Raw genomic sequence first — 26,945 nt, forward strand, 5'->3', positions numbered from 1 at the left:
CCATCGAAAGGACTGACCGATGACGGACGCGGCAACCGAACCTCCCGAGCGCAGCCTGCGGCACTATCCGGTGCCGCTTTTCGGCATGGTGATGGGCATGGCGGGGCTGACACTGGCGATGCATGCCGGCGAGGCCGCCTATGGCATGGGCAGCCAGATCTCGAGCCTGCTCTATTTCGCCACGCTGCTACTTTTCGTAATGATTGCTGCGGGCTATGTTGCCAAGGCGTTGAAATATCCGGGCGCCGTCGTGGCCGAGTGGAGCCACCCGGTACGGCTGAGCTTTTTCCCGGCCATTTCGATTTCGCTTCTGTTGCTGGGCACGGCGACGCTGAGCCGCAACGAGGCGTTGGCCGAAGGGCTTTGGCTGGTTGGCATGGTGCTGCAATTCATGCTGACCATCGCGGTGGTGTCGAACTGGATCGGCACCCGCAGCTTCCAGCACGGCATGCTGAACCCGGCGTGGTTCATCCCGGCGGTGGGCAACGTCATCGTGCCGATTGCCGGCGTGCCCTTGGGCTATGTCGAGATCAGCTGGTATTTCATGTCCGTTGGCCTGATCTTCTGGATCGTGCTGCTGACGCTGGTAATCAACCGGTTGGTGTTTCACGATCCGTTGCCGGGCCGGTTGCAGCCGACGCTGGTGATCCTGATCGCCCCGCCGGCAGTGGCCTTCGTCGCCTGGTTGCGGCTCAACGGTGGTGAGATCGACGCCTTTGGGCGCATCCTGATCAACGGCGCGTATCTGTTCACCGCCATCGTGCTGGTGCAACTGCCGAAGATCCTGAAGCTCGAGTTCGCGCTGAGTTTCTGGGCGCTGAGCTTCCCTTTCGCGGCCGCGACGATTGCCAGCTTCCGGTTTGCAGCCGTCACCGGATCCGAGACGCACAAACTTTTCGGCGGGATCCTTCTGGTCGCGCTCTGCCTGATCATCGCGGCGCTTCTGGTTCGCACCGCAAAGGCGGCGCTGGCGGGGCAAATCTGCATCCCGGAATGATCGCCGGCCAGTGCTGAAGAATGCGCCGCGGCGCGGGGGGATCCGCGCCGCAGCTCACTTTTTGCGTTTGACCCTCTGGTCAAATTCCATCCCCGCGGTCTAGGCTGTCTGTCAGGAAGTCTCCATCCGAGAGAGTCATTTCATGACAGGGACCACCGGGCCGCTGATTTTCGACGGCCACAACGATGTTCTGCTCAAGCTGCGCGGATCCGGCGGACGGGCTGCGCTGAAACTGTTCCATGAGGGCCGCGACGGACATATCGACCTGCCGCGGGCGAAAACGGGCGGGTTTGGTGGTGGGTTCTTTGCGATCTTCGTGCCGAGTCCTGCCGATTTGGCCTCGATGAAAGCCGAGATGGAGCAGCCCGAATATGATCTGCCGCTGCCGGACCCGATTCCGCAAGCCGAGGCGCTGCCGGTGGTGATGGAGATGGCCGCGCTTCTGATGCAGCTCGAGGCCGAGGGGGCGCTGCGCATCTGTTGTTCGGTCAGCGATATCCGCAAGGCGATGGCCCAGGGCGTGCTGGCGGCAGTGATGCACATCGAGGGGGCCGAAGCGATCGACCCGGAATTCCACGCTTTGGACGTGCTTTATGCCGCCGGGCTGCGGTCACTCGGGCCGGTCTGGAGCCGCCCGACGATCTGGGGCGAGGGGGTGCCGTTCCGCTTCCCGTCGACCGGGGATATCGGCGGTGGGCTGACCAAGGATGGCAAGCGGCTGGTGAAACGCTGCGACGAAATGGGGATCATGATCGACCTCTCGCATCTCAACGAGAAGGGGTTCTGGGACGTTGCGGAGGTTTCGACCAAGCCGCTTGTTGCGACCCATTCAAACGCCCATGCGTTGAGCTCGCATGCCCGTAACCTGACCGATGCGCAGCTTGATGCCATCGGACAGTCGGGCGGCATGGTGGGGCTTAATTTTGCCGCCGGCTTCCTTCGGTCCGATGGGCAAATGCGCCCCGATGTGCCGATTTCGGTTATGCTGGACCACATCGATTATATGATTGGCCGGGTGGGCGAGGACCACGTCGGCCTGGGCAGCGACTTCGACGGAGCGGTGATCCCGGAAGGGATCAAGGATCTCACGGGACTGCCGAACCTGATCGCGGCGATGCGCGAACGAGGTTACTCAGAACAACTGATTGCGAAGCTGGCGCATCAGAACTGGATGCGTGTGCTGGAGACGACATGGGGCGGGTGAAAGGCCGGAAAGAGCTTTTTTAAATGTCTGACAGAGGAGCGAAACGATGAAGAGAAGAATTTTCCTGGCTGCGACCGCCATGGCGCTGAGCCTGGCGGTGACGGGCCCGCAACCCGCGGTGGCGGAAACCCCGCCCAACATGCTGGTGATTGCCAACCGGATCGACGATATCACCACGCTCGACCCGGCCGAGAGCTTTGAATTCGCCGGGTCCGACGTCAGCCGCAACGTCTATGGCAAGCTGGTCAATTTCGACCCGATGAACCTGGATGGCGGCTATATCCCCGATCTGGCCGAAAGCTGGACGGTCAGTGAGGACGGTCGCACCATCACCTTCAAGATGCGCCCGGATGTGAAATTCCATTCCGGCAATCCGGTGACGGCGATGGATGCTGAATACTCCCTGCGCCGGGCGGTGATTCTGAACAAGACGCCGAGCTTCATCCTGACCCAGTTCGGCTTCACCGCCGACAACGTCGGCGAAACCATCGTCGCGCCCGACGACATGACGCTCTCGATCACCACCGACAAGCGTTATGCGACGTCCTTCGTGCTGAACTGTCTGACCGCCACCATCGGCGGGATCGTCGACTCCAAGCTGGTAATGGAAAACGAGCAGGATGGCGACATGGGCAATACCTGGCTCAAGACCAACACCGCCGGATCGGGCGCTTACAAGGTGGCCAGCTGGAAGCCCAATGAAAGCGTGACGCTGGTGTCGAACCCCGATTTCTATCTCGGCGCGCCGGCGATGGAGCGGGTGATTGTGCGCCACGTGCAGGAAAGCGCATCGCAGCGGCTGCTTCTGGAGCGCGGTGACGTGGACCTTGCGCGCAACCTCAACCCCGAAGATGTGAAAGGCATCACCGGCAAGGAGGGCATCGAGGTCGACAGCGAGCTGCGCGGCCGGTTGATGTATGTCTCGGTCAACCAGAAACACCCGGAGTTGTCGAAACCCGAGGTGAAGACGGCGATCAAGTACCTGATCGACTACAAGGGGATGCAGGACAGCTTCCTGAACGGGCAATACACGATCCACCAGAACTTCCTGCCGCGCACCTTCCTCGGTGCAATCGACGATGCGCCCTATTCGCTGAACGTCGAAAAGGCCAAGGAACTGCTGGCCGCCGCGGGCGTCAGCGATCTGAAGATCACCGCCGGCGTGCGCGAGGCGCAGGAGCGGCTGGAGATCGCGCAGTCGCTGCAGAACACCTTGGCCCAGGCCGGGATCACGCTGGAGCTGACCGTGGGCACGGGCAAGCAGATCCTCAGCAAATACCGTGCCAGGGAACTGGACATGTATATCGGTGCCTGGGGGCCGGATTACCCTGACCCGCACACCAACGCCGGCACCTTCGCCTATAACCCGGACAATTCCGACGAGGCCGGCGCCACCGGCCTGCTGGCCTGGCGCAATGCCTGGGACACCGGCGGTCTGACCGAGAAAGTGGCGGCGGCCGTGGTCGAGAATGATCGCGACGCCCGCAAGGCGATGTACGAGGAGATCCAGCGCGAATTCCTTGAGACCTCGCCCTTCGCCGTGATGTTCCAGAAGATCGAACAGACCGGACGCAACGCCAAGGTGCAGAACCTCAACCTCGGCGGTGCGACCACCGCTGTAAGCTATTGGCCGGTCACCAAGTAAATGGCGCTGGCCGAACAGAACCGGGGAGGGCGGCGCGGGTCGCCCTTCCTCAAGCACTGGGTGATCCCGGCGGGCAAGACATTGGTATCGATCGCCGCGACGATGCTGGGTCTGCTGTTTGTCACCTTCGTGATCGGACGGGTGATGCCGATCGACCCGGTGCTGTCGATCGTCGGCGAGAGCGCCTCGAAGGCCACCTATGATGCGGCGCGCGAGGCGCTGGGGCTCGACAAGCCGCTGGTGGTGCAGTTCTTCATCTATATCGGCGACGTGGTGCGCGGCGATTTCGGCATGTCGCTGTTGACCGCGCATCCGGTCAGCGAGGACATCAAGCGCGTTTTCCCGGCGACGCTGGAGCTGGCCACGTTGGGCACGCTGTTCGGTGTCGTGCTCGGGGTGCCGCTGGGGGTGATTGCGGCGGTCAAGCGCGGGTCTTGGATCGACCAGGTGGCCCGGGTGGTGGCGCTCGTTGGCTATTCGATGCCGATCTTCTGGCTGGGGCTGATGGGGCTCTTGATCTTCTATGGGATTCTCGGCTGGGTCGGCGGGCCCGGGCGGCTGGACATTTTCTATGAGGATATCGTGCCAGCCCGGACCGGCATGATTCTGATCGACTCGGCGCTCGACGGGAACTGGAGCGTTTTTCGCAACGCGTTTTCGCATATCGTGCTGCCGGCGACTTTGCTGGGGTATTATTCGCTGGCCTATATCAGCCGGATGACACGCAGCTTCATGCTGGAGCAGCTGAGCGCGGAATACATCACCACGGCACGGGTCAAGGGATTGCCGGAGCGGACCGTGATCTGGCGCCATGCGCTGGGCAATATACGGGTGCAGCTCATTACGGTGATTGCACTCAGTTACGCCAACCTGCTGGAAGGCTCGGTTCTGACCGAGATCATCTTCAGCTGGCCGGGGATCGGGCAATACATCACCAACGCGCTGTTGTCGGCGGATATGAACGCGGTGCTGGGCGGAACGGTGGTGGTCGGATTGATCTTCATCCTGCTCAACATCTTTTCCGACCTTCTGTACAAATTCTTCGATCCGAGGGCGAAATGAGCGTGAGCGAGCCGCACAAGGAAAGCTGGCGCGAGTGGCTGATGACCGACGCACCACATTCGCGCGGGCAGGCGCGGGCGGCGGCTTGGTATCACGGCTGGTTGACCTTTCGCGGCAATGCCATGGCAATGGCGGGACTGATCATCCTGGTCGGGCTTTTGCTGGTGGCGGCGTTTGCGCCCTGGCTGGCGCCGCAGGATCCGTTCACGCAGGACCTCGCCGGGCGCTTGCAGCCGCCGGGGAGCGAGGGGCATCTGCTGGGCACCGACAGCCTGGGCCGCGATATCCTGAGCCGGTTGATCTATGGCAGCCGCATCACGCTTTATATCGTGCTTCTGGTGGCGCTGATCGCGCCGGGGGCGGGGCTGCTGGTGGGTACCATCGCGGGCTACGCCGGCGGCTGGATCGACGTGGTTCTGATGCGGATCACCGATATCTTCCTGGCCTTCCCGCGGCTGGTGCTGGCGCTGGCTTTCGTCGCCGCGCTGGGAGCGGGGATCGAGAACGCGGTGCTGGCGATATCGTTGACGGCATGGCCGCCTTACGCGCGGATCGCCCGGGCCGAGACGCTGACGATCCGCAGTTCGGACTATATCAGCGCGGTGAAGCTGCAGGGGGCGGGGCCCTTGCGGATCATCATCAAGCATATCTGGCCCTTGTGCATTTCCTCGCTGATCGTGCGGGTGACGCTGGACATGGCCGGCGTGATCCTGGCCGCGGCGGGCCTGGGCTTTTTGGGTCTTGGCGCGCAGCCACCCTCGCCCGAATGGGGGGCGATGATTTCCGAGGGGCGCAAATTCATTCTCGACCATTGGTGGGTGGCGACGATGCCGGGGCTGGCGATCTTCACGGTGTCGTTGGCGTTCAACCTGCTGGGCGACGGGCTGCGCGACGTGCTCGATCCGAAAAGCGGGGACCAGGGATGATGCGCGTTTCATTTGGTATCCGACGCGAGCCGTTTTCCGACGCGGAAAACGGTTGGGATTTCGGCGCGAAATCCGGGGCGCGCACGGGCTGCAGCGAAAACAATACGATTTCCGCGCCGGAAATCGGAACGGAATTCGTGTCGAATTCCGGTGCGGGTGGTTTGAAATGAGCCTGCTTGATGTGGAAAACCTTTGTGTCACCTTCCCGACCCGGCGCGGTGAATTCCAGGCCGTGCGCGGGGTCAGTTTCACGCTTGGGCAGGAACGGCTGGGGATCGTCGGCGAGAGCGGGTCGGGCAAGTCGATGACCGGACGGGCCATCCTGCGGCTGATCCGTCCGCCGGGGCGGGTCGAGGCGGATCACATGCGGCTCGAGGGGCGCGAGCTGTTGCAGATGTCCGAGAAGGAAATGCAGGGCGTGCGCGGCCAGAAGATTTCGATGGTGATGCAGGACCCGAAATTTTCGCTCAACCCGGTGATGAAGATCGGCGAACAGATCATCGAGATCTATCGCTTTCATACCGGCGCGGGACGCAAGGCGGCCTGGGCCAAGGCGGTGGAGATGCTGGAGGCGGTGTCGATCCGCGACCAGGAACGGGTGATGCGGGCCTATCCGCACGAGATGTCGGGCGGCATGGGCCAGCGGATCATGATCGCAATGATGCTGGTGACCGAGCCCAAGATCCTGATCGCGGATGAACCGACGTCGGCCCTCGACGTCTCGGTGCAGACCCAGGTGCTGCAGATCATGGACCGGCTGGTGCGAGAACGCGGCATGGGGCTGATCTTCATCAGCCACGACCTGAACTTGGTGGCGAGTTTCTGCGACCGGGTGCTGATCATGTATGCCGGCCGCATCGTCGAAACCTGCGAGGCCGACAAGCTGCACGAGGCGCAACATCCTTACACACGGGGTCTGCTGAATTCTCTGCCGCGGTTGGATGAGCCAAGTGAGAGGCTCGACGTGCTGACCCGCGATCCGGCCTGGATGGAAGAGACAAGTGTGAGCGGGCGGGTATGAGCAGCCTCGAGTTCGAGAACCTGAACGTCTGGTTCGGGGACGGACCTGACCGGGTGGACGCGGTGACAGGCGCCACCTTCGATGTCGAGTCGGGAACGAGTTTCGGGCTGGTGGGCGAGTCGGGATCGGGCAAGTCCACCATCCTGCGGGCGCTGGTCGGGCTGGCGCGCAACTGGTCGGGGCGGATGACCGTCGGTGGCTTGGAGCTTCGCGGCTACAAGCGACCGAGGGCGTTCTACCGGGACGTGCAGATGGTGTTCCAGGACCCCTATGCGTCGCTGCACCCGCGGCAGACGGTGGACGCGGTTCTGGGCGAGACGCTGAAACTGCACGGGTTTTCCGACATCGATCGGCGGATCAAGACGCTGCTGGACGATGTCGGACTGGGGCCGGAATTCCGCTTCCGTTATCCGCACCAGATTTCGGGTGGGCAGCGGCAGCGGGTGGCGATTGCCCGGGCGTTGGCGCCGGAGCCGTCGGTGCTTCTGCTGGACGAGCCGACCTCGGCGCTGGATGTATCGGTTCAGGCCGAGGTGCTGAACCTTCTGGTCGATCTGCGCAAGGAACGGTCGCTGACCTATCTGATGGTCAGCCATGACCTCGCTGTGGTCGGCCATATGTGCGAGCGCGTGGCGGTGATGCAGGACGGCGAGATCGTCGAGCTGCTGGGCGTGGCGGAGATGCGGGCGATGGAGGTGAAACACCCCTATACGCGGCATCTTCTGGAGGCCTCGGTCGGATACAACCCGCGCGAGGCTTGACCGACTCAGGGGTTCGTTCGCACACTAACAACAGCAGCGGAGGGTGTGCAGATGAGCAAACTTGTCATTCGGAATGTCGGGATGATTCTGTCGGGGAAGATGGAGGAGCCGATCCTCGACGGTGACTGCGTGGTCGCTGTTGATGGCAAGATCACGCAAATCGGCGACGAGACGGACATCGATTGCGACGGCGCCGAAACGGAGGTCGACGCCCACGGCGTGACCCTCGCGCCGGGGCTGATCGACAGCCACGTCCACCCGGTGGTGGGCGACTATACCCCGCGCCAGCAACAGCTGCACTGGATCGACTCGACCCTGCATGGTGGGGTGACGACGCTGGTGTCCGCGGGTGAGGTCCACATGCCGGGGCGGCCCAAGGACGTGGTCGGCCTCAAGGCGATGGCGATTGCGGCGCAGCGCTGGTACGAGAATTTCCGGCCCTCGGGGATGAAGGTCATGGCCGGCGCGCCGGTGATCGAGCATGGCATGGTCGAGCAGGATTTCAAGGACATGGCCGAGGCCGGTGTGACCCTGCTGGGCGAGGTCGGGCTGGGCACGGTCAAGGACGGCAAGACCGCGAAACAGATGGTTGACTGGGCGCGGAAATACGGCATTCAAAGCACGATCCATACCGGCGGGCCGTCGATCCCGGGTTCTGGGCTGATCGATGCCGACATGGTGCTGGAAACCGGGACCGACGTGATCGGACATATCAACGGCGGCCATTCGGCGCTGCCCGACGATCAGATCATGTGCCTGTGCGAAAGCTGCACCGCGGGCCTGGAGATCGTGCACAATGGCAACGAACGCGCGGCGCTGCTGACGCTGAACACCGCGCGGGAACTCAAACAGATGGACCGGATCATCCTGGGCACCGACGGGCCGGCGGGTTCTGGGGTGCAGCCGCTGGGGATATTGCGGATGGTGGCGATGCTGGCCTCGCTGGGCCACGTCAAGGCCGAGGTGGCGTTCTGCTTTGCCAATGGCAATACAGCGCGGCAACGGGGTCTCGATCAGGGGATCATGGAAGTCGGCCGCCCGGCCGACTTCGTGCTGATGGACCAGGCCCAGCATGCGCCGGGCAAGGACATGCTGGAATCGGTTGAGCTGGGCAACCTGCCGGGTGTGGGCATGACGGTGATCGATGGCGTCGTGCGGTCGATGCGGTCGCGCAATACGCCGCCGGCGCAACGGCTGCCCGAGGTGACGAAGGGCCAGGCGCCGGCCTGAACCAGGCTTCGGGCCGCGGGTCGGGAGGGGAGGGCCGGCGTGGGGGTTTCACACCCCCACACCCCCGTGGAGTATTTCCGGCAAGATGAAATCAGGCCCGGCGCGGTGCTTCATCTTGCTGCAAAACCTCCTATCGCAAGTTCTCCGGCAGCCATGTCGCGAGACCGGGGAAGGCGATGAGGACGAAGACCATCACCACCATGATCAGGAACATCGGGATCGCGGCGCGGGCGATGTAATTCATCTCGTGGTTGGTCATGCCCTGCATGACGAAGAGGTTGAAGCCGATCGGCGGCGTGATCTGGGCCATTTCGACCACGACGACGATGAAGATGCCGAACCAGATCAGGTCGATTCCCGCCTGACGGATCATCGGTTCGACCACCGCCATGGTCAGAACGACCGAGGAGATGCCGTCGAGGAAGCAGCCGAGGATGATGTAGAAGACCAGCAGCACCATCAAAAGCTCGAAGCGGCTCAGGTCCCACTGGGCGATCAGGTCGGCCAGGGCGCGGGGCAGGCCGGTGAAGCCCATCGACAGCGACAGGAACGACGCACCCGCAAGGATGAGGGCGATCATCGCCGATGTGCGGGTGGCGCCCATCAGGCTTTCAGTGAAGGTTTTCCAGTTCAGCGAGCCCTGGGTGGCGGCCAGAAGCAGCCCGCCGATGACGCCGAAGGCCGCTGCCTCGGTCGCGGTGGCATAGCCGAGATACATCGAGCCGATCACCACAAGGATCAGCGAAAGCACCGGGATCAGGAAGCGGGAGTTCTGCACTTTCTCGGCAAAGCTCAGCTTGCCCTCCTGGTCGGGGTTCCAGTCCTTGCCGATCTTGGAATAGATCGCGACATAGCCCATGAACATCGCCGCCAGCACGATGCCGGGCAGGATGCCGGCGAAGAAGAGCTTGGTGATGCTTTCGTTGATCGTCACGCCATAGACGATGAGCGTGAGCGAGGGCGGGATCATAAGGCCGAGGGTGGCCGCGCCAGTAAGCGTGCCGATGATCATCTTTTCGGGGTAGTTGCGTTTGCGAAGTTCGGGGATCGACATCTTGCCAACCGTGGTGAGGGTGGCGGCGGACGAGCCCGAGACGGCGGCGAAGACGGTGCAGCCGGCGATGTTGGTGTGCACCAGCCCGCCGGGCAGCGGCGCCATCCACGGCGCGAGGCCCTTGAACATGTCCTCGGAGAGCCGCGTTCGATAGAGGATTTCGCCCATCCAGATGAACATCGGCAGGGCGGTCAGGGTCCACGACGAGGAGGCCGACCAGATGGTGGTGAGCATCACGTCGCCGACGGGCCGGGTGGTGAACAGCTCCATGCCGACCCAGGCCACGCCCATCAGCGCAAGGCCGACCCAGACGCCGGTGCCCAGCAGGGTGAAGAGGACGAAGAGGAAAAGAATGATGATCGAGACGTTTTCCATGCGCTTACTCTCCCTGTGCCTGGTCTTCGAGATCGCGGAAGATGCGGTGGTCGCCCTTGAAGATCACGTGGATCAGGTGGTCGGTCAGCGCGATGGCGAGCATCACCGCCCCGATCAGCATGAGGGATTGCGGGATCCACAGTGGGGTTCGGTCCTGGCCTTGGGAGATGTCGTTGAATTTCCACGACCAATAGACGAATTTTCGGGCATGCCAGACGAAATACCACATCGTCACTGCACCGATGCCGAAGCACCAGACCTCGAGCCAGCGGCCGACACGTTTCGGCACCGCGTTGAGAAGAATCGAGACGCGAATGTGCGAGCCGCGGTTGAGCGCATTGGCAAAAGCCAGGAACGAAGCGGCGGCCATGGCATAGCCGGCATAGTCCGGGGCGCCGGGGAAGACCTCGCCGGTCCAGCGGGCGAGCATCTGTAGAACGATCAGGGTGAGGATCGAGATCAGGCAGAGCGCGGCCAGCACGCCTGCGGCAAGGTACATGAAGTCGAGTCCGGAGCGGAGTACGCGCAAGGCGGCCATGTCTGTCCCTCCCGTATTATCTTGTTGGCCGCGCCCCAGCTCGGGGGCCGGGGCACGGCTGTCAGGCAAACCGCGTTATTGCATCGAATTGAAGGCGTCGACGATGGCCTTGCCATCGTCGCCGGCGGCTTCGAGCCATTCGTTGGTCATGGTGACGCCGATTTCCTTCAATTCGTTCACCATCTTGATTGATGCGGGGCCGACCTTCATGCCGCCGGCACGCAGGCCTTCGAGCGTGAATTGTGTGTATTCCTTGGCACGGTACCAGCCGGCATATTCTGCCAGACCGGCACATCCTTCGATCACCGCTTTGTTCTCGTCCGAGACCCCCGACCAGACATCGGAATTCACGAACACATAGTTGCGCGGCAGCCAGGCATCCACCTCGTAGAAGTAATTCAGCGATTCCCAGACCTTGCGGTCATAGCCGGTCGAGCCGGAAGAGATCATCGCGTCGGCCACGCCCGTGGCGAAGGCTTGGCTGATTTCGGCGGCCTCGATGGTCACCGGCAGCATGCCGGTGAGTTCCGCCAGACGCGAGGTTGCGTTGTTGTAGGAGCGGAACTTGATGCCTTTCATTTCGGCGACCGAGTTGACCGCGTTCTTGAAATACATCCCCTGCGGCGGCCACGGCACCGAATAGAGAAGCGTCAGGTTCTGGTCGGCCAGGGTTTTCTCGAGCGTTGGTTTCGCCGCCTTCCAGAGCTTGGCCGCGTCGTCGAAGGAGGTGGCGAGGAAAGGCACCGAGTCGAAGCCAAAGATCGCGTTTTCGTTCTGGTGACCGGACAGCAGACGTTCGCCGATCGGCGCCTGGCCGGTCTGCACGGCGCGCTTGATGTCGGCGCCCTTGAACAGCGAGCCCGAGGGGTGGGTGACGATCTCGATCCCGCCCTGCGTGCCGGTGGTGACGCATTGGGCGAACTCGGCGCCGGTGGCCGAGTGGAAGTTCGACGCCGAGTAGGCCATCGGCATGTCCCATTTCTCGGCCAGGGCCGGGGCGGCGGCCGTCAGCGCGATGGCCGAGGCGGCGGCAATTGTGGTGAGGTGTTTCATAGTTTTGCTCCCTAGGTTGGTTTGATTGTCCGGGTACGCCCGGAACGGTTGCGGTTATGTTGTGAAGCGTGACGGAGAATAGGCCTCCACGTCAACATTGGGGGTTTTCCCGGCGATCATCTGGGCGAGCAGCTTGCCAGTTTTCGGCCCGCCGGTCAGGCCGATATGGTGATGGCCAAAGCCGAGCCAGGCGCCCTTGATCCCGGGTACTTCGCCGATGGCGGGGATCGAATCGGCGGGGGCGGGGCGGTGGCCCATCCATTCGGTCTCCTCTTTCCAGGTGAGCTGCGGCAAGACCTCTTTCAGTTGGCGTTTCAGTAGCGCGAAAGGGGCTTTCGAGGCCGGCGCGTCGAGCCCGCCGAACTCGACAATGCCGGCCAGCCGCAACCGGCCGTCCATCGGGGTCATGACGAATTTGCCCGACGCAACCATGACAGGGGCGCGCGGCATCACGTTGGGCTCCCACAGTTCGAGGTGATAGCCGCGTTCGGATTCGAGCGGGACTTTCAGGCCCAGTTTTTCGCCCAGAACCTTGGACCAGGCGCCGGTGGCGAGCACGGCGCCGTCACAGGGGATGGTCTCGGTTTCGGTGCGCACACCGGTGATCTGGCCGTTGTCGCGGGCGAAATCGGTGACGGTGGCCCGGACCATCCGCGCGCCCTGAGAGACGGCGTGTTTGGCGAGGTCTTTGACATACTGGCCCGGGTCAGTGATGCGGCCATGATCGCCGAAGCGGGCGGCAAAGCCCACGGCGTCGGAATAGGTTGGGTCGTAATCGCGGAGAGCCTGGCCTTCGAGCTCGTCCCACGAAAAGCCCAGGTCGCGGCGGATGCGGAAGCCGAAAGCATCGCCATCGTAGTGAGCCCGGTCGCGGTAGAGGAAGAGGTAGTCCGAGGGCACGATCCATTTCTCAGCGCCAGTGCCTTCGGCGAGGGCCAAATGATCGTTGAGGCTGTCGCCGACCACGCCTTTCACGGCTGCGGCGATGCGGCGGACGTCCGTTTCGTTACCGTGGCGCAGGTATTTCAGCAGCCAGGGCGCGAGCCGCGGCAGGTATCCCCACTTCAAGAACAGCGGCTGGTTGGGGCTGAACAGCATTTTCGGCGCTTTCCGAATCAGCCCCGGAACGGTGACAGGGACCACCGAGCAGGAGGCGAGCACGCCACCGTTTCCAAAGGATGTGCCCTCGCCGGCCTGGGCCTCGCGTTCGATCAGAATGACGTCGTGGCCCTCGCGCTGGAGCCAGATCGCGGTCGAGACGCCGACGATGCCGGCGCCGATGATGGCGATGGTTTTGCGGTTTTCGCTCATGCGGCGCGTCCGATACTGGAATATTTCGCGATTCTGTCCATGTCGGGCCGGCCCCCGAGGCCGGGTGTGTCGGGCACGACGACATGGCCGTTTTCGACCTTGAAGGGGGTCTCCAGCAGGTCCTCGGCTAGGAAGTAGGTGGTTTGGTAGAACTCGCAGCCCAGCGTGATGGCCGGTGTGGCCGCGATCATGTGGGTGCCGGCGAGGTGGGCGAGACCGGTTTCGAACATGTCGCCGCCGTAAGCGGTGAGACCGTGAGCTGCGGCCATGTTGGCGACGTCTTGGGCGCGTGACAGCGAGCCGGATTTCATGATCTTGACCGAGACCCCGTCGCAGATACCCTCGGCGGCGGCGCGGGCCATGTCCTCGGGGCCGTAAACCGATTCGTCGGCTAAAAGCGGCACGTCGGTGGCCTCGCGGAGCTGGCGCATCAGGCCGTAGTGATGGGCGCGCACGGGCTGTTCGATGAAATCGGGTCTGAATTGCGCTACGTCGCGGACCCGGGTCATGGCCTCGTCCGGCGAAAGCCCCTGGTTGTAGTCGATCCGGACCGAAAACTCGGGGAAATCGGCGCGGATGCGTTCCAGCCGCAGGATATCGAAAGCGTGGTCGCGGAAGCCGGTTTTAAGCTTGATGATCCGCACGCCGTCGTCGCGGATGCGCTGCAGAAGCCGGATGTCGGCGTCGAAATCCGGATTGGCGATCGAGACCGACAACGGGATCGTGTCGCGGTACTTGCCGCCAAGAAAGCCGTACGCCGGCTGGCCGGTGATCTGGCCCATCAGGTCGAGGAGCGCGGCGTCCAGCGCGGCTTTCGCCTCACTGGCGTGCGCCACGGCGTAGAGCGCATCGGACAGGATCGCGGCGCGGTCCGAAACACGGCGGCCAAGGGTGAGTGGGCGCAGGTATCGGTCAAGCGCCGCGAAGCTGGCTTCGGGCGAGCCGGTGAAGACCACCCAGGGCGAGGCCTCGCCCCAGCCCTGCGCACCGCCCTCGGCGGTAAGGCGCAGGAGAATGACCTCGCAGGTCGCCTCGACCGTGCCGATGCCGTGGTCGCGGCGCGAAGTGACCGGCACGGCCAAGTGCCAGACATCGAAGCCGGTGATTTTCTGGTCCAGATCCGACACGCGATTCCCCCTGTAGGCAAAGGTTGCCGGGCCTTGATCATCATTTCAAATACGATGTTCTGGGCAACCTATCATTTTTCGTGATATATGAGATGACATGTCCTTGAGATTCAGGCAGTTGCAGGCGTTTCACGCGGTGATCGAGACCGGTACGGTCACCGGGGCGGCCGCGCTGCTGGGGATTTCGCAGCCGGGGATCTCGAATCTTCTGGCCCAACTTGAGCGGCAGACGCAGCTCAGGTTGTTCGAGCGGGTGAAAGGCCGTCTGCATCCGACGCCCGAGGCGGGGGTGCTGTTCCAGGAGATCGACACAGTGGTGCGCGGGCTCGATCACGTGGCGCAGGCGGTGACCGACCTGCAGAACCAGAAGGCCGGGCAATTGCAGGTGGTCAGTCCCCACGCGCTATCGATCGGGTTCATTCCGCGTGAGATCGCGCGCTTCGCGGAGAGCCGGCCCAACCTGTCAATCTCCTTTCAGGCACAGTATTCGGCGCGGATCCAGGAATGGGTGCAGGCCGGGCTGTTCGAGATCGGTATCTGCGAAGTGCCGGTGCTGAGCGATGCGCTGGAGGCGGAATATTTTAGCTTCGAATGCGAATGCGCCTTTCCCCAAGGTGCCGGGCTGGCGCGGCACGGGGTGCTGACGCCGGAACGGCTGGACGGGTTTCCCTTTGTCGTGATGGGTCCCGAGCACATGACCTATCGCCGGACGCGCGAGGCGTTCGACCGGACTGGCGCGGTGTGGAATACGCGGGTGCATACGCATCTGCACCAGAACACGCTGAGCTTCGTCAAGCAGGGTTTCGGTGCGGCGCTGGTCGATCCCTTCACCATCGCCTTCGACTACGAGGGCGGGTTCGAGACACGACCCTTCGAGCCGCAGGTGACGCTCGACCTGGCGGTGATCACGGCGCGGCACCGCCCGCTGTCGGCGGTGGGGCAAAAGTTTCTGACACAGCTCACAGAAAGCCTGGCCGGGTATGCGGTCTAGGGCATAGGCTGACACGCTCGCACGGTTGTGTCTGGCGGTCGGCGTGGATTTGCGCAATTCACGGAGCTGCACAGAGGCGATTCCCAAGCGCAAAGCCCTGTGTTAGAAGGCGGATAAGAAAACACGAATGAGGCATGAGACAATGACCTATCTGGCAAAACCGCTGCTGATTGTGGCGGCACTGGCTTTGGGCGCCTGCACCGACGCGGGACGGTTCGGCAAGGACGATCCGGCAGCGGCCGGGGGCGCGGGCAGCGGCATGGTTCCCGGCAGTGCCAGTGACCCGGCATCGCCGGTCTATTTCCAGCAAACCATCGGCGACCGGGTGCTGTTCGAGGTCGACCAGCACACCCTGAGCGCCGAGGCCAAGCAGACGCTCGACGGGCAGGCAAGCTGGCTGAACACCAACAATGACTACAGCGCGGTGATTGAAGGCCATGCCGACGAACAGGGCACCCGGGAATACAACCTTTCGCTGGGGGCGCGACGCGCCAATGCGGTGCGCGAATACCTGATGAGCCGCGGTCTGCCGTCGAGCCGGCTGAAGACCGTCAGCTATGGCAAGGAACGCCCGATCGAGGTCTGTTCGGAGGAGAGCTGCTATCGTCAGAACCGTCGCGCGGTGACCGTGCTGCGGGCCGGGCTGAGCAGTTAAGCACGTGAAACCGGAGGGTGTGATGCGCTGGATTTTGGGGGCGATTGCCGCGGCTGTTCTCGTGGGGAATGCGGTGGCGCAGGACAGGGCCGAGACACTGGCCGACATCCGCCAGGAGCTGAGTGTTCTCTATGTCGAAATCCAGAAGCTGAACCGCGAACTCAGTACTACCGGCGGTGCGCCGACGGTGTCGGGCGGGTCGGTACTGGACCGGGTGAGCGCGATCGAAAGTGAGCTCAACCGGCTGACCGCCAAGACCGAGGAACTGGAGTTCCGCGTCAACGCCATCGTGCGCGATGGCACGAACCGGATTGCCGGGCTCGAATTCCGCCTGGTCGAACTGGAAGGCGGCGATGTCAGCAAGCTGGGTGAGACCACGACGCTCGGCGGCAGCGCCGGGCTGAGCACGACGACAGAGACGCCGAATTCGGTCGTCCCCGCCACGCCGGAAGTGCCACAGACCGACGCACCGCAACTGGCGCTGAGTGAACAGGCTGACTTCGACGCCGCCCAAGCAGCGCTCGAGGCCGGCGAGCACGGGGCGGCAGCGGAAAAATTCGCCATGTTCAATGAGACCTATCCGGGCAGCCCGATGGCGGCAGCGGCGCATTTGGGTCGCGGCAAGGCGCTGGAGGCGGCGGACGATCTGACAGGGGCGGCCCGGGCCTATCTCGAAGCGTTCAGCATCGAACCCAACGGGCCGACCGCACCCGAGGCGCTGTATCACCTCGGACATGGGCTGGGCCGGCTGGGCCAGACCAGTGAGGCTTGCGTCACGCTCAAGGAAGTCGGCGTGCGCTTTCCCGGGGGCGAGGCCGAGGCGAAGGCTCGCGAGGAACTGGCGAGGCTGGGCTGTTCGTGACCGCAGACGCGGAGACAGCATTCGAAAAACTCACGGGCTTTCTGGCCACCTCTCCGCCCGGGCGGCTGGGTGTGGCGGTGTCGGGCGGCGGCGACTCGGTGGCGCTTCTGCTGCTTCTGTCGGACTGGGCCCGGGCGGACGGGACGGAGTTGGCCATTGCCACGGTCGATCACGGGCTGCGCCCCGAAGCGGCGCAGGAAGCGGACTTCGTGGCCGGACTGGCGGCGCGCCTGGGACATGACCATGTCACGCTGCGCTGGGAAGGCTGGGACGGCACCGGCAATCTTCAGGACAGTGCCCGACGGGCGCGGTACGGCCTCTTGGCAAGCTGGGCGCGCGAGGCGCAGCTAGATGCCGTTGCGCTGGCCCATACGCGGGATGACCAGGCCGAAACCGTCGTGATGCAACTGCGCCGGGCGGCGGGCGTGGACGGGCTTGCGGCGATGCCGGCGCGCTGGTGGCAGGAAGGATGCGGTTTCATCCGGCCGTTGCTGGGCGTGGGCCGGGACGAATTGCGTAACTATCTCCGCGACCGCGGGCAGGCGTGGATCGAGGACCCGTCGAACGCGGATCGCGGTTTCGAGCGGGTGCGTACCCGGGATGCGCTGGCAGTCCTGGATGGCTTGGGAATCACCGCCAAGGTGCTGGCGCAGGTTGCGGCCCACATGGCAAAAGCGCGCGAGGCGCTGGACTGGCATGCCTATCTCGAAGCGCGCGTGGTCACCCGGGTGGACCGCGGCGATGTGGTGATCGACCGCAAGGGATGGCGGGCACTGAATGACGAGATTGCGCGGCGTATTATACGGGCGGCGCTTCTGTGGGTCGGGCGGGCGCCCTATCCGCCGCGGCGGGCCAAGCAGGAGCAGCTGATCGAGGCGGTCAAGCAGGGCACCACGGTGACGTTGGCCGGCTGCCTTGTCCGGATCGAGCCGGAGGCGATCCGGATCTGCCGCGAGGCCGCGGCCGTGACCGAGCTGCGTGCGCCGCTGGGCGAGCTCTGGGACGGACGCTGGCGGGTGATCGGGCCGGTGGAAGAAGGGGCCGAACTGCGGGCTCTCGGCGAAGACGGTCTGCGGCAGTGCCTGGACTGGCGTGAAAGCGGTCTTCCCTCTTCATCTCTGGTGGCGACGCCGGCGGTGTGGCGTGGCGGCATCCTGCTGGCAGCACCGCTTGCCGGATTCGGGCCGGGCTGGAAAGCCGAGCTGGAAGGCGGAGCGGAAGGATTCTTCGCAACAATCCTGCCACGCGGGAATTAGCGCATTGAAGATAGCCCAATCATCTCTATTTTAATCGGGTGGCCGGCCGTGATAGGACGGCGCAAACCTGAATCTCGAGGAGCAAACCTTTGGGTAACGCGAGAAACGTCGCTTTCTGGGTCGTACTGTTTTTGCTGATCCTGGCGCTGTTCAACCTGTTCTCGGGCGGCGGCAACACGCTGCAGAGCCGCGAAATCAGTTATTCGGAATTCGTCACCGCGGTCGATGAAGGCCGGGTGTCAAACGTCACGCTCGATGGTGAACGGGTGCGCTTCCGCGGCAAGGACGGCAAGGACTATGTCGCGATCAAGCCGCAGGATGCCGAAGTCACCGACCTGCTGATCGACCAGGACATCCCGGTGAAGGCCGAAAGCCAGGAACAGTCGGGTTTCCAGACCTTCATCCTGAGCCTTTTGCCGTTCCTGCTGTTGATCGGCGTCTGGGTCTATTTCATGAACCGGATGCAGGGCGGTCGCGGTGGCGGGGCGATGGGTTTCGGCAAGAGCCGGGCCAAGCTGCTGACCGAAAAGCACGGCCGGGTGACGTTTGACGACGTGGCAGGGATCGACGAGGCCAAGGAAGAGCTGGAAGAGATCGTCGAGTTCCTGCGCAACCCGCAGAAGTTTTCGCGCCTTGGTGGCAAGATCCCGAAAGGCGCGTTGCTGGTGGGCCCGCCGGGCACCGGTAAGACGCTGCTGGCTCGGGCCATCGCGGGCGAGGCTGGTGTGCCGTTCTTCACCATTTCCGGATCGGATTTCGTGGAAATGTTCGTGGGCGTTGGCGCGAGCCGCGTGCGCGACATGTTCGAACAGGCCAAGAAAAATGCGCCCTGCATCGTCTTCATCGACGAGATCGACGCCGTCGGCCGTCACCGAGGCGCCGGTTACGGTGGCGGCAATGACGAGCGCGAACAGACGCTGAACCAGTTGCTGGTTGAAATGGACGGGTTCGAGGCCAATGAGGGCGTGATCATCATCGCTGCCACAAACCGTAAGGACGTGCTGGATCCAGCGCTGTTGCGGCCAGGCCGGTTCGACCGCGAAGTGACCGTGCCCAACCCCGACATCAAGGGTCGCGAGAAGATCCTGAACGTGCATGCCCGCAAGACACCGCTGGGTCCGGATGTGGACCTGCGCATTATCGCGCGCGGCACGCCCGGTTTTTCCGGCGCCGACCTGGCCAACCTTGTGAACGAGGCGGCGCTGATGGCGGCGCGGATCGGGCGGCGGTTCGTGTCGATGGAAGATTTCGAGATGGCCAAGGACAAGATCATGATGGGCGCCGAGCGCCGCAGCATGGTCATGACCCAGGCGCAGAAAGAAATGACCGCCTATCACGAGGCGGGGCACGCCATCGTCGGGCTGACGCTGCCGAAATGCGACCCGGTCTACAAGGCCACGATCATCCCGCGCGGCCAGGCGCTGGGCATGGTGATGAGCCTGCCGGAAATGGACCAGCTCAACTATTTCAAGGACGAGCTGCAGCAAAAGATCGCCATGACCATGGCCGGCAAGGCCGCGGAAATCCTGAAATGGGGCGATGACTCGGTGTCGAACGGGCCGGCAGGAGATATCATGCAAGCCAGTGGCCTGGCCCGTGCCATGGTGATGCGCTGGGGCATGTCCGACAAGGTCGGCAATATTGACTACCAGGAGGCCGCGGAGGCCTTCCGCGGTAATGGCGCTGGTGGTTTCTCGATCTCGGCCCACACCAAGGAACTGATCGAGGAAGAGGTCAAGCGGATCATCGACGAAGGCTATCAGCGGGCCCGCGGTATCCTGGAAGAGCGTCAGGAGGACTGGGAACGGCTGGCACTGGGCCTGCTGGAATACGAGACGCTGACCGGCGAGGAGATTGAACGTGTCATCCGTGGCGAGCCGCCGCATAAGGAAGATGACGAGGACGACACGCCCGATACCGGTAGTGCGCCGTCTGTGACGGCGATCCCGAAAACCAAGCCGCGCAAACCCAAGGGCGAGGGTGGCATGGAGCCAGAGCCGACCGCATGACGGACCGCGCGCTAAGCGATTGGAATCCCGGGGCCTACGCCAGGTTCCGGGATTTGCGTTTGCGCCCGGCGCTCGATCTGATGGGGGCGATCCGCTCGGTTGGCGGCGGCGATGTGATCGACCTTGGCTGTGGCGGCGGCGTGATGGGCGAAAGCCTGAAGGCACGTTTCCCCGGGCACTGGCTGGTGGGGGTAGACAGCTCGCCGGCGATGCTGGAGAGCGCGCGGGAAACCGGGGCCTATGACAAGCTTGACGAGGCCGATATCGCAGTATGGCGAACCGGGCGGGCCGGGCTGATCTTTTCCAACGCGACACTGCACTGGCTGAAGGATCACGAGACGCTGTTTCCGCGGCTTGCCGGCATGCTCGCGACCGGCGGCACGCTGGCCGTACAGATGCCGCACCAGAACAACGCCCCGTCGCACCGGGTCTGGCTGTCGCTGGTCGACGAGCTGTTTCCGGGCCGGGTGGATCTCGACGCCGGGCCGGGGGTGATGAAGCCGCCGCGCTATTTCCACCTGTTGAACGATCTCGGTGCATTTACCTTGTGGGAAACCGATTACTTCCAGGTGTTGCCGGCAGACCCGGAGGCGCATCCGGTGCGCCGTTTTACCGAGAGCACATTCGCCCGGCCGATCCTGGAGTCGTTGAACGAGGACGAGCAGGGTCGGCTGATACGGGCCTACGAAGAGGTGATGGAGAAGGCCTATCCGCGCGGTGCGGATGGCACGGTCCTGTTTCCGTTCCGGCGACTGTTCTTCACGTTGACGGTGTAGCAAGAGCCGCGCTCGGGCGGCGCCCACCCCGGCTGCCGTGGCCCCGCTGTCGATGGTGCACCTGCCCGCCCCGCCGCCCTCGCGCGTCTCTGGGGTCCGCAGTGCGGAGGCCGGTTTCGGCGGCACCGTCCGTCACATGAGTATTTTCGCCAAGAAAGAGCGTCAGGGTCCGGCCACTTTGACATGGGCGAAGCGGTGGGCGATGACCAGACCGGCGCGGGTCAGCAGGATCTCGCCTAGGTAGGCACCTTCGGGCCAACCGCCGGGCGGGGCCTTGCGACCGAAGGCGGGGAGTTGGCTGGGTTTCGGATCCGACAGGATACGGGTATCGCGGAAGATCTCACCCTCGGGGCCGGTCGCGGTGATGGTGATCTGGTCACCCGGCCGGGCATGGCCGGCCTCGGCATAGACCACCAGCGGCGCATCCGGCGCGATCCGGTCGCGCCGGGCGCTGCCGTCACGCAGGTCATCATGATCGGGCACGTGGTCGGAAAAGCCGGCCCGGCGCAGCAGCGTGGCGTGATAGGCTGGGGGATCGGCCCACAGGCTGGCGCCGGCGGGGCCGCAGCCGTCACCACCGTCGGGCCTGAACGGATCGACCAGCGCACCGTTGCGATAGAGGCTGAGATGCAGGTGGGGATGCGTGGTCCGGCCGGAGAGGCCGACCAGCCCCAGGGCGGCGCCGGCATAGACCCGGTCGCCATCAGCGACGCGGATCGAGCCTTGGCGCAGGTGGCAATATACGCTTTGCCAACCGTCGCCATGGTCGAGGATCACGGCGTTGCCGCAGGCGTTTTCCGCGGTCACGCCGGGTTTCTCGCGCCAGTCGTCGCGCATGCCGTCGCGCGTGCGCCACACCCGACCGGGTGCGGCGGCGCGGACGGTCACGCCGGCTTCGATGTCGTCGAAGCGCAGCAGTGCAATGTCCGTGCCCTTGTGGCTGTCGCGGGTGTTGAGGCCGCAGGCAAAGTCGCTGATCTTGCCGGGATCGGGGTCGTGATCGACGTAGTCCTCGATGAAGCAGGTTTCACCGAGAGTGCAATCGAGCGGAAACTGCAGCACCGGCGGGTCGGCGGCCAGCGCCGAGCCCGCCGCCAGACACCCGCCGATCAGCACTGCGCGCATCAATCGGCGGTGAGCAGCGGTGGCTTGTCGCCTTTGATGCGCGGTTTCTGCGGACCTTCGACCTGGAGGTCGACCTTGCCCTTCTTGACGCCGACCTTGACGACACCGCCCTTGGCGAGTTTGCCGAAGAGCAGCTCTTCCGCCAGCGGCTTCTTGATATGTTCCTGGATCACCCGGCCGAGGGGGCGGGCACCCATCTTGTCGTCATAGCCCTTGTCAGCCAGCCACTCGGCAGCCTTGGGTGTCAACTCGATGGTAACGTTGCGGTCCATCAACTGGGCCTCAAGCTGAAGCACGAATTTTTCGACCACGCGCAGGATGACCTCTTTCGACAAGGGTGCGAAGCTGACCACCGCATCGAGCCGGTTGCGGAATTCTGGCGTGAAAGTGCGTTCGATCGCGGCGGTATCTTCACCTTCGCGGCGGTCACGGCCGAAGCCGATGGCGGCCTTTGCCTGTTCCGCGGCCCCGGCGTTGGAGGTCATGATCAGGATCACGTTGCGGAAATCGGTGGTCCGGCCGTTGTGATCGGTCAGTTTCCCATGATCCATGACCTGCAACAGGATGTTGTAGACGTCCGGGTGAGCCTTTTCGATCTCGTCGAGCAGCAGCACGCAATGGGGGTTCTGGTCGACCCCATCGGTCAGCATGCCGCCCTGATCGAAGCCGACATATCCCGGCGGCGCGCCGATCAGCCGCGACACCGCATGTTTCTCCATGTATTCCGACATGTCGAACCGCAGCAGTTCCACGCCCAGCGTGTCTGCCAGTTGTTTCGCAACCTCGGTCTTGCCCACGCCGGTGGGACCGGTGAAGAGATAGTTGCCGATGGGTTTTTCCGGCTCGCGCAGGCCGGCGCGGGCCAGCTTGATCGCCGAGGACAGGGCTTCGATGGCGCTGTCCTGGCCGAAGACCACACGCTTGAGGGATTTTTCGAGATCTTTCAGTATAGCGCTGTCGTCCTTGGAGACATTTTTCGGCGGAATACGGGCGATCTTTGCCACGATGGCCTCGATCTCTTTGACACCGATCGATTTGCGGCGCTTGGATGCCGCCAGCAGATGCTGGGCCGCGCCAGCCTCGTCGATCACGTCGATGGCCTTGTCGGGCAGCTTGCGGTCGTTGATGTAGCGCGCCGACAGCTCGACGGCCGTCTTGATCGCATCAGCGGTGTATTTGACGCTGTGATGTTCCTCGAAATAGGGTTTCAGCCCCTTGAGGATCTTCACCGTGTCCTCGACCGAGGGTTCGCTGACGTCGATCTTCTGGAACCGGCGGGAGAGCGCGCGGTCCTTTTCGAAATGCTGGCGGAACTCCTTGTAGGTCGTGCTACCCATGCAGCGGAGCTTGCCGCCCTGCAAGGCGGGCTTGAGCAGGTTCGACGCGTCCATCGCGCCGCCGGAAGTGGCGCCGGCCCCGATCACGGTGTGAATCTCGTCGATGAAGAGCACCGCGTCAGGGTGCTCTTCCAATTCGCTGACCACGGCCTTGAGGCGTTCTTCGAAATCACCTCGATAGCGGGTGCCGGCCAGAAGTGCGCCCATGTCGAGCGAGTAGATTGTGGTATTGGCCAGCACCTCGGGCGTCTCGCCCTCGACAATCTTGTGGGCGAGTCCTTCGGCGATGGCGGTCTTGCCGACGCCGGGGTCGCCGACCAGGAGCGGGTTGTTTTTGCGCCGGCGGCACAGCACCTGGATGCAGCGTTCAACCTCGTTCGCGCGGCCAATCAGCGGGTCGACATCGCCGCGGCGGGACTTGGCGTTGAGATCGACACAGTATTTCGCCAGCGCCGATTCCTTGCCTTCGCCTTCCTCGGCATGGTGCGCTTCTTCCTCGATATCGGCGCCCTGCACCGGGCGGGCTTCGCCGAAAGCAGGATCCTTGGCCACGCCATGGGCGATGAAATTCACCGCGTCATAGCGGGTCATGTCCTGTTCCTGGAGGAAATAGGCGGCGTTCGATTCGCGTTCGGCGAAGATCGCGACCAGCACGTTGGCACCGGTCACCTCGGTGCGGCCGGAGCTTTGCACATGGATCGCGGCGCGCTGGATGACGCGCTGGAAGGCGGCGGTCGGGACAGCCTCGGAGCCTTCGATTTCGGTGACGAGGTTCGACAGGTCTTCGTCGATGAATTCCACGAGAGTCTGGCGCAGCTCTTCGAGATCGACCGCGCAGGCCTGCATCACGCGGGCGGCGTCGGGTTCGTCGATCAGGGCCAAGAGCAGATGCTCCAGCGTTGCGAATTCGTGGCGACGGGCATTGGCGAGCGCGAGCGCGCTGTGAATGGCCTGTTCCAGGGTGGTCGAGAATGAAGGCATGTGACCCATGCTCCTTTCTGCTGCGCCGCCGGAAGGTTGGGGCCGCCCGGCGATCATGGCCTCATAGTCTTAAAGTTTGGTCGATTGTGGCCCGGCTTCAAGGCTTTTCTTGGGAAAGCCGTTCACATTTCCCGTGTGTGGCGCAGGAAAACGTGAAAAGCAGGCAGTTGGAGGGACAATTCGTGACACGCAAGGTTGCGCGTCGGTGGTTGCGGCGATGGTCTGAAGATAGGGTGCAGGCGCATGGTTTCAAGCGGTCATGGACGCTTGAAAGCCGCCCGCGCCGCGTCGACCTCGGCCCGTGTCGCGCATCCCTCGGCGTGGTCATTGACCAATCCCATCGATTGCATGAAGGCGAAGACGGTGGTGGGGCCGACGAATTTCCAGCCGCGTTTCTTGAGATCCTTCGACAGTGCGTGGCTGGATGGCGAGGTGGTCAAGGACTGCGGCACCGGGATTTCCTCCTCCGGCGGCTCATAGGACCAGAGGAACCGGGCCAGCGATCCGAAATCCCGCACGATTTCCTGCGCCCGGGCGGCGTTGTTAATCACGGCCTCGATCTTGCCACGGTGGCGGATGATGCCGGCATTTTGCAACAGGCGGTCGACATCCGCCTCGGAGAAAGTGGCCATGCGGTTGAAATCGAACCCGTCGAAGGCGGCGCGGAAGTTTTCTCGTTTGTCCAGGATGGTGCGCCAGCTGAGGCCGGACTGGAAGGATTCAAGACAGAGCTTTTCGAACAGACGGATATCGTCATCCACCGGGAAGCCCCATTCGTGATCGTGATAGGGGAAGAAAGGCGCGTAATCGCCGCACCAGCCGCAGCGCGGGCGGCCATCGGGGCCGGGGGTGAGACTGGGCATGGGCGGCTCCTTGGATCAGGCGAGCAGGAAGTCGAGGCGCGGGTTGGCCTTGGACGCGGTGATTTCGTGGATTTCTGGCGTAACCACGCCCTGGGCGACGAAAGGGTCGGCGGCAATGCGGGCCTCGACGGTGGCACGGCTCTTCTCTGTCGCGAGGATGGCGCCGCCGAGGCCGGGCTGCAACGTGCCCGAGACGAGGAAGGCACCGTCGTCGAAGCCTTGGCTCAGCCAGGCGTTATGGGCGGCCATCAGATCGGGCGCGCGGGACTTGTCGGCGAATTTCAGAAAGATCAGGAACATGGGACCTCACTTTTCTCAATCAGTTCAGAGAGCCAGCGCCGCATCTCGGCGACTTCGCTGCGCAGAAAGGTTTCGTCGTGGAAGGCCTGCGCCAGTGTGGCCGCGCCCTGGCTGCGCGATAGCAGTTGCATGGCGAGCGTGTGTGACCGATCCCCGAGACCGAGCGCGGCAAACTGGCGGGCGAGCCAATCGCGGAAGAGCGTGAAGAGCTTGCCCGCTTCGGCCTGAAGCGCATGGTCGAGCTTGGCAAGTTCCGAACACAGCGTGCCGACCGGGCAGCCATAGGCCGCGATCCTGCTGCGGTTCATGATCAGGATGTCGATGAAGCTGAGGATGCGCGTGACAGGGGCGTCGGCAGAGCGTTCCCAGTCGGCCAGCAGGGCGCGGGTCTTGTCGAGGCGGTGGGCGATGACGCCGGCGAGGATCTCGTCCTTGGTCTTGAAGTGATAATAGAAATTGCCGCGCGACAGGCCGACCGACGCGGCGATGTCAGCAAACGAGGTGTGATCGTAGCCTTGCCGGTAAAACAGGTCGTCGGCGGCTTCGATGATGCGGGATTTGGTATCGACGTGTGGCATGGTGGCGAATTAGGGCATTTGTCCTAATTCTTAGGTCAACCGTCCTACGGCGTCAAGGTTTCAGAACTGCCTTGCCGGAGGACGCCTTGGATTCGGCCCGGGGTCAGGGGGATCAGAAGTTGTCTTTGGCTTGGCGCACGGCGGCGAAAACCGCGACTGGATCACCGCCGGGCAGGTTCACGCTGGCCTGCACTTCCGGGCTGTCCCAGCGCAGGAAAGGATTGGTGTCGAGCTCGAGCTGGAGCTTTGAGGGCACGGTGAAGTCGCCCTTGGCGCGGGCGGCTTCGATGTCCTTGGCGCGCTGTTGCAGGGCGGCGTTGCCGGATTCGATGGTCAAAGCGAATTTCGCGTTGGATGCGGTGTATTCGTGGCCCGAGCAGACCAGCGTGCCCGGGTCGAGCGCGGCGAGTTTCGCGAGGCTGGCCTGCATCTGCTCGGCCGTGCCCTCGAACAACCGGCCGCAGCCCAGCGCCATCAGGCTGTCGCCGGTGAAGACGACCTCGCTTTCGGGGAAATGATAGGCGATATGGCCGACGGTGTGGCCCGGCACCTCGAGCACGCGGACCCATTCGATGCCGACGGTGATGGTGTCGCCCGCCTTGACTTTCAGGTCGAGCGGCGGCAGCCGGTGGGCGTCGGCCTCGGCCCCGATCACCACGGCTTCGGGATAGTCGGCCTTCAACTCTTCCAGCCCGTCGATATGGTCGTAGTGGTGATGAGTCAGCAGCACATGGGTGAGCGTCCAGCCACGTTTCTCCAGCTCGGCCGCGACCGGAGCGGACTCCGGCACGTCGATCACCGCGGTGTCGCCGGTTTCATCGCAATGCATCAGGAAACAATAATTGTCGGAGAGGCACGGAATGGTGACGAGATCGAGGGCCATGGCTTTTTCCCGGAGGCTGTTGTTA

The 26,945-nt window shown here is 63.7% G+C and carries 26 protein-coding genes; 15 read left to right on the top strand and 11 right to left on the bottom strand.

The annotated features are described in order from the left end of the window. The first annotated feature begins 19 nt into the window (after positions 1-19). The 9 genes from NO357_RS09575 to NO357_RS09615 all read left to right on the top strand — a co-directional run bounded on the left by NO357_RS09575 (position 20) and on the right by NO357_RS09615 (position 8,846). Entirely contained in the window at positions 20-997 is a 978-nt protein-coding gene (locus NO357_RS09575) for an SLAC1 anion channel family protein (RefSeq protein ID WP_306735418.1), read from the top strand. 142 nt (positions 998-1,139) lie between these two features. Next, positions 1,140-2,201, top strand: a complete 1,062-nt coding sequence (locus NO357_RS09580; protein ID WP_306735419.1) for a dipeptidase — start codon at positions 1,140-1,142, stop codon at positions 2,199-2,201. 46 nt (positions 2,202-2,247) lie between these two features. Further along, a complete protein-coding gene (locus NO357_RS09585; protein ID WP_306735420.1) occupies positions 2,248-3,846 on the top strand; it encodes an ABC transporter substrate-binding protein in 1,599 nt (532 codons plus the stop codon). Continuing rightward, a complete protein-coding gene (locus tag NO357_RS09590) occupies positions 3,847-4,908 on the top strand; it encodes an ABC transporter permease (protein WP_306735421.1) in 1,062 nt (353 codons plus the stop codon). Continuing rightward, positions 4,905-5,834, top strand: a complete 930-nt coding sequence (gene nikC, locus NO357_RS09595; protein WP_306735422.1) for a nickel transporter permease — start codon at positions 4,905-4,907, stop codon at positions 5,832-5,834. Before NO357_RS09590 ends, nikC begins: the two co-directional genes overlap by 4 nt. Beyond that, positions 5,834-6,004, top strand: a complete 171-nt coding sequence (locus NO357_RS09600) for a hypothetical protein (RefSeq protein WP_306735424.1) — start codon at positions 5,834-5,836, stop codon at positions 6,002-6,004. The genes nikC and NO357_RS09600 overlap by 1 nt, the downstream gene beginning before the upstream one ends. Beyond that, entirely contained in the window at positions 6,001-6,855 is an 855-nt protein-coding gene (locus NO357_RS09605) for an ABC transporter ATP-binding protein (protein WP_306735425.1), read from the top strand. The genes NO357_RS09600 and NO357_RS09605 overlap by 4 nt, the downstream gene beginning before the upstream one ends. Beyond that, a complete protein-coding gene (locus NO357_RS09610) occupies positions 6,852-7,616 on the top strand; it encodes an ABC transporter ATP-binding protein (RefSeq protein ID WP_306735426.1) in 765 nt (254 codons plus the stop codon). The genes NO357_RS09605 and NO357_RS09610 overlap by 4 nt, the downstream gene beginning before the upstream one ends. 51 nt (positions 7,617-7,667) lie before the next feature. Then, a complete protein-coding gene (locus NO357_RS09615; RefSeq protein ID WP_306735427.1) occupies positions 7,668-8,846 on the top strand; it encodes an amidohydrolase family protein in 1,179 nt (392 codons plus the stop codon). A 130-nt stretch (positions 8,847-8,976) separates the two neighbouring features. On the opposite strand, the gene NO357_RS09620 is transcribed toward NO357_RS09615, so the two are convergent. The 5 genes from NO357_RS09620 to NO357_RS09640 form a co-directional block, all read right to left on the bottom strand. After that, positions 8,977-10,275, bottom strand: coding sequence for a TRAP transporter large permease (locus NO357_RS09620; protein WP_306735428.1), 1,299 nt, complete (start codon positions 10,273-10,275; stop codon positions 8,977-8,979). Between the two features lie 4 nt (positions 10,276-10,279). Further along, positions 10,280-10,813 (bottom strand): TRAP transporter small permease, encoded by a 534-nt coding sequence (locus tag NO357_RS09625; RefSeq protein WP_306735429.1) that lies wholly within the window; start codon positions 10,811-10,813, stop codon positions 10,280-10,282. Positions 10,814-10,888: 75 nt separating this feature from the next. Then, complete coding sequence (locus tag NO357_RS09630) at positions 10,889-11,866, bottom strand: TRAP transporter substrate-binding protein (RefSeq protein ID WP_306735430.1); 978 nt, start codon at positions 11,864-11,866, stop codon at positions 10,889-10,891. A 54-nt stretch (positions 11,867-11,920) separates the two neighbouring features. After that, positions 11,921-13,177, bottom strand: coding sequence for an NAD(P)/FAD-dependent oxidoreductase (locus tag NO357_RS09635; RefSeq protein ID WP_306735431.1), 1,257 nt, complete (start codon positions 13,175-13,177; stop codon positions 11,921-11,923). After that, the gene (locus tag NO357_RS09640) at positions 13,174-14,304 is read right to left on the bottom strand and encodes an enolase C-terminal domain-like protein (protein WP_306735432.1); all 1,131 of its coding nucleotides are present in this window, start codon (positions 14,302-14,304) and stop codon (positions 13,174-13,176) included. Before NO357_RS09640 ends, NO357_RS09635 begins: the two co-directional genes overlap by 4 nt. Before the next feature lie 97 nt (positions 14,305-14,401). On the opposite strand from NO357_RS09640, the gene NO357_RS09645 reads away from it, so the two are divergent. From NO357_RS09645 to NO357_RS09670, 6 genes are all read left to right on the top strand, one after another. Further along, positions 14,402-15,295: a LysR substrate-binding domain-containing protein gene (locus NO357_RS09645; protein ID WP_306735433.1), complete on the top strand. Its 894-nt coding sequence runs from the start codon at positions 14,402-14,404 to the stop codon at positions 15,293-15,295. 142 nt (positions 15,296-15,437) lie between these two features. Next, positions 15,438-15,950, top strand: coding sequence for a peptidoglycan-associated lipoprotein Pal (gene pal / locus NO357_RS09650; RefSeq protein ID WP_306735553.1), 513 nt, complete (start codon positions 15,438-15,440; stop codon positions 15,948-15,950). A 22-nt stretch (positions 15,951-15,972) separates the two neighbouring features. Continuing rightward, complete coding sequence (gene ybgF, locus NO357_RS09655) at positions 15,973-16,812, top strand: tol-pal system protein YbgF (RefSeq protein ID WP_306735434.1); 840 nt, start codon at positions 15,973-15,975, stop codon at positions 16,810-16,812. Next, the gene (tilS, locus tag NO357_RS09660) at positions 16,809-18,068 is read left to right on the top strand and encodes a tRNA lysidine(34) synthetase TilS (protein WP_306735435.1); all 1,260 of its coding nucleotides are present in this window, start codon (positions 16,809-16,811) and stop codon (positions 18,066-18,068) included. Before ybgF ends, tilS begins: the two co-directional genes overlap by 4 nt. An 89-nt stretch (positions 18,069-18,157) precedes the next feature. Then, on the top strand, positions 18,158-20,077 hold the full coding sequence (gene ftsH / locus NO357_RS09665) for an ATP-dependent zinc metalloprotease FtsH (RefSeq protein WP_306735437.1): 1,920 nt from the start codon (positions 18,158-18,160) through the stop codon (positions 20,075-20,077). Further along, positions 20,074-20,853 (top strand): methyltransferase domain-containing protein, encoded by a 780-nt coding sequence (locus NO357_RS09670; protein ID WP_306735438.1) that lies wholly within the window; start codon positions 20,074-20,076, stop codon positions 20,851-20,853. The genes ftsH and NO357_RS09670 overlap by 4 nt, the downstream gene beginning before the upstream one ends. A 162-nt stretch (positions 20,854-21,015) precedes the next feature. On the opposite strand, the gene NO357_RS09675 is transcribed toward NO357_RS09670, so the two are convergent. The 6 genes from NO357_RS09675 to gloB all read right to left on the bottom strand — a co-directional run bounded on the left by NO357_RS09675 (position 21,016) and on the right by gloB (position 26,920). Further along, complete coding sequence (locus NO357_RS09675) at positions 21,016-21,978, bottom strand: M23 family metallopeptidase (RefSeq protein ID WP_306735439.1); 963 nt, start codon at positions 21,976-21,978, stop codon at positions 21,016-21,018. Beyond that, complete coding sequence (clpA, locus tag NO357_RS09680) at positions 21,978-24,296, bottom strand: ATP-dependent Clp protease ATP-binding subunit ClpA (RefSeq protein WP_306735440.1); 2,319 nt, start codon at positions 24,294-24,296, stop codon at positions 21,978-21,980. The genes NO357_RS09675 and clpA overlap by 1 nt, the downstream gene beginning before the upstream one ends. Before the next feature lie 257 nt (positions 24,297-24,553). Then, entirely contained in the window at positions 24,554-25,159 is a 606-nt protein-coding gene (locus tag NO357_RS09685; protein WP_306735441.1) for a DNA-3-methyladenine glycosylase I, read from the bottom strand. Positions 25,160-25,174: 15 nt separating this feature from the next. Continuing rightward, positions 25,175-25,459 (bottom strand): YciI family protein, encoded by a 285-nt coding sequence (locus NO357_RS09690; RefSeq protein ID WP_306735443.1) that lies wholly within the window; start codon positions 25,457-25,459, stop codon positions 25,175-25,177. Next, entirely contained in the window at positions 25,450-26,037 is a 588-nt protein-coding gene (locus NO357_RS09695) for a TetR/AcrR family transcriptional regulator (RefSeq protein WP_306735444.1), read from the bottom strand. Before NO357_RS09695 ends, NO357_RS09690 begins: the two co-directional genes overlap by 10 nt. A gap of 112 nt (positions 26,038-26,149) precedes the next feature. Then, positions 26,150-26,920, bottom strand: coding sequence for a hydroxyacylglutathione hydrolase (gene gloB / locus NO357_RS09700; protein WP_306735445.1), 771 nt, complete (start codon positions 26,918-26,920; stop codon positions 26,150-26,152). Between the last annotated feature and the right edge of the window lie 25 nt (positions 26,921-26,945).

Origin of the sequence: Marimonas arenosa (genome assembly GCF_030848945.1) — a bacterium.
GTDB classification, from domain to species: Bacteria; Pseudomonadota; Alphaproteobacteria; order Rhodobacterales; family Rhodobacteraceae; genus Marimonas; species Marimonas arenosa.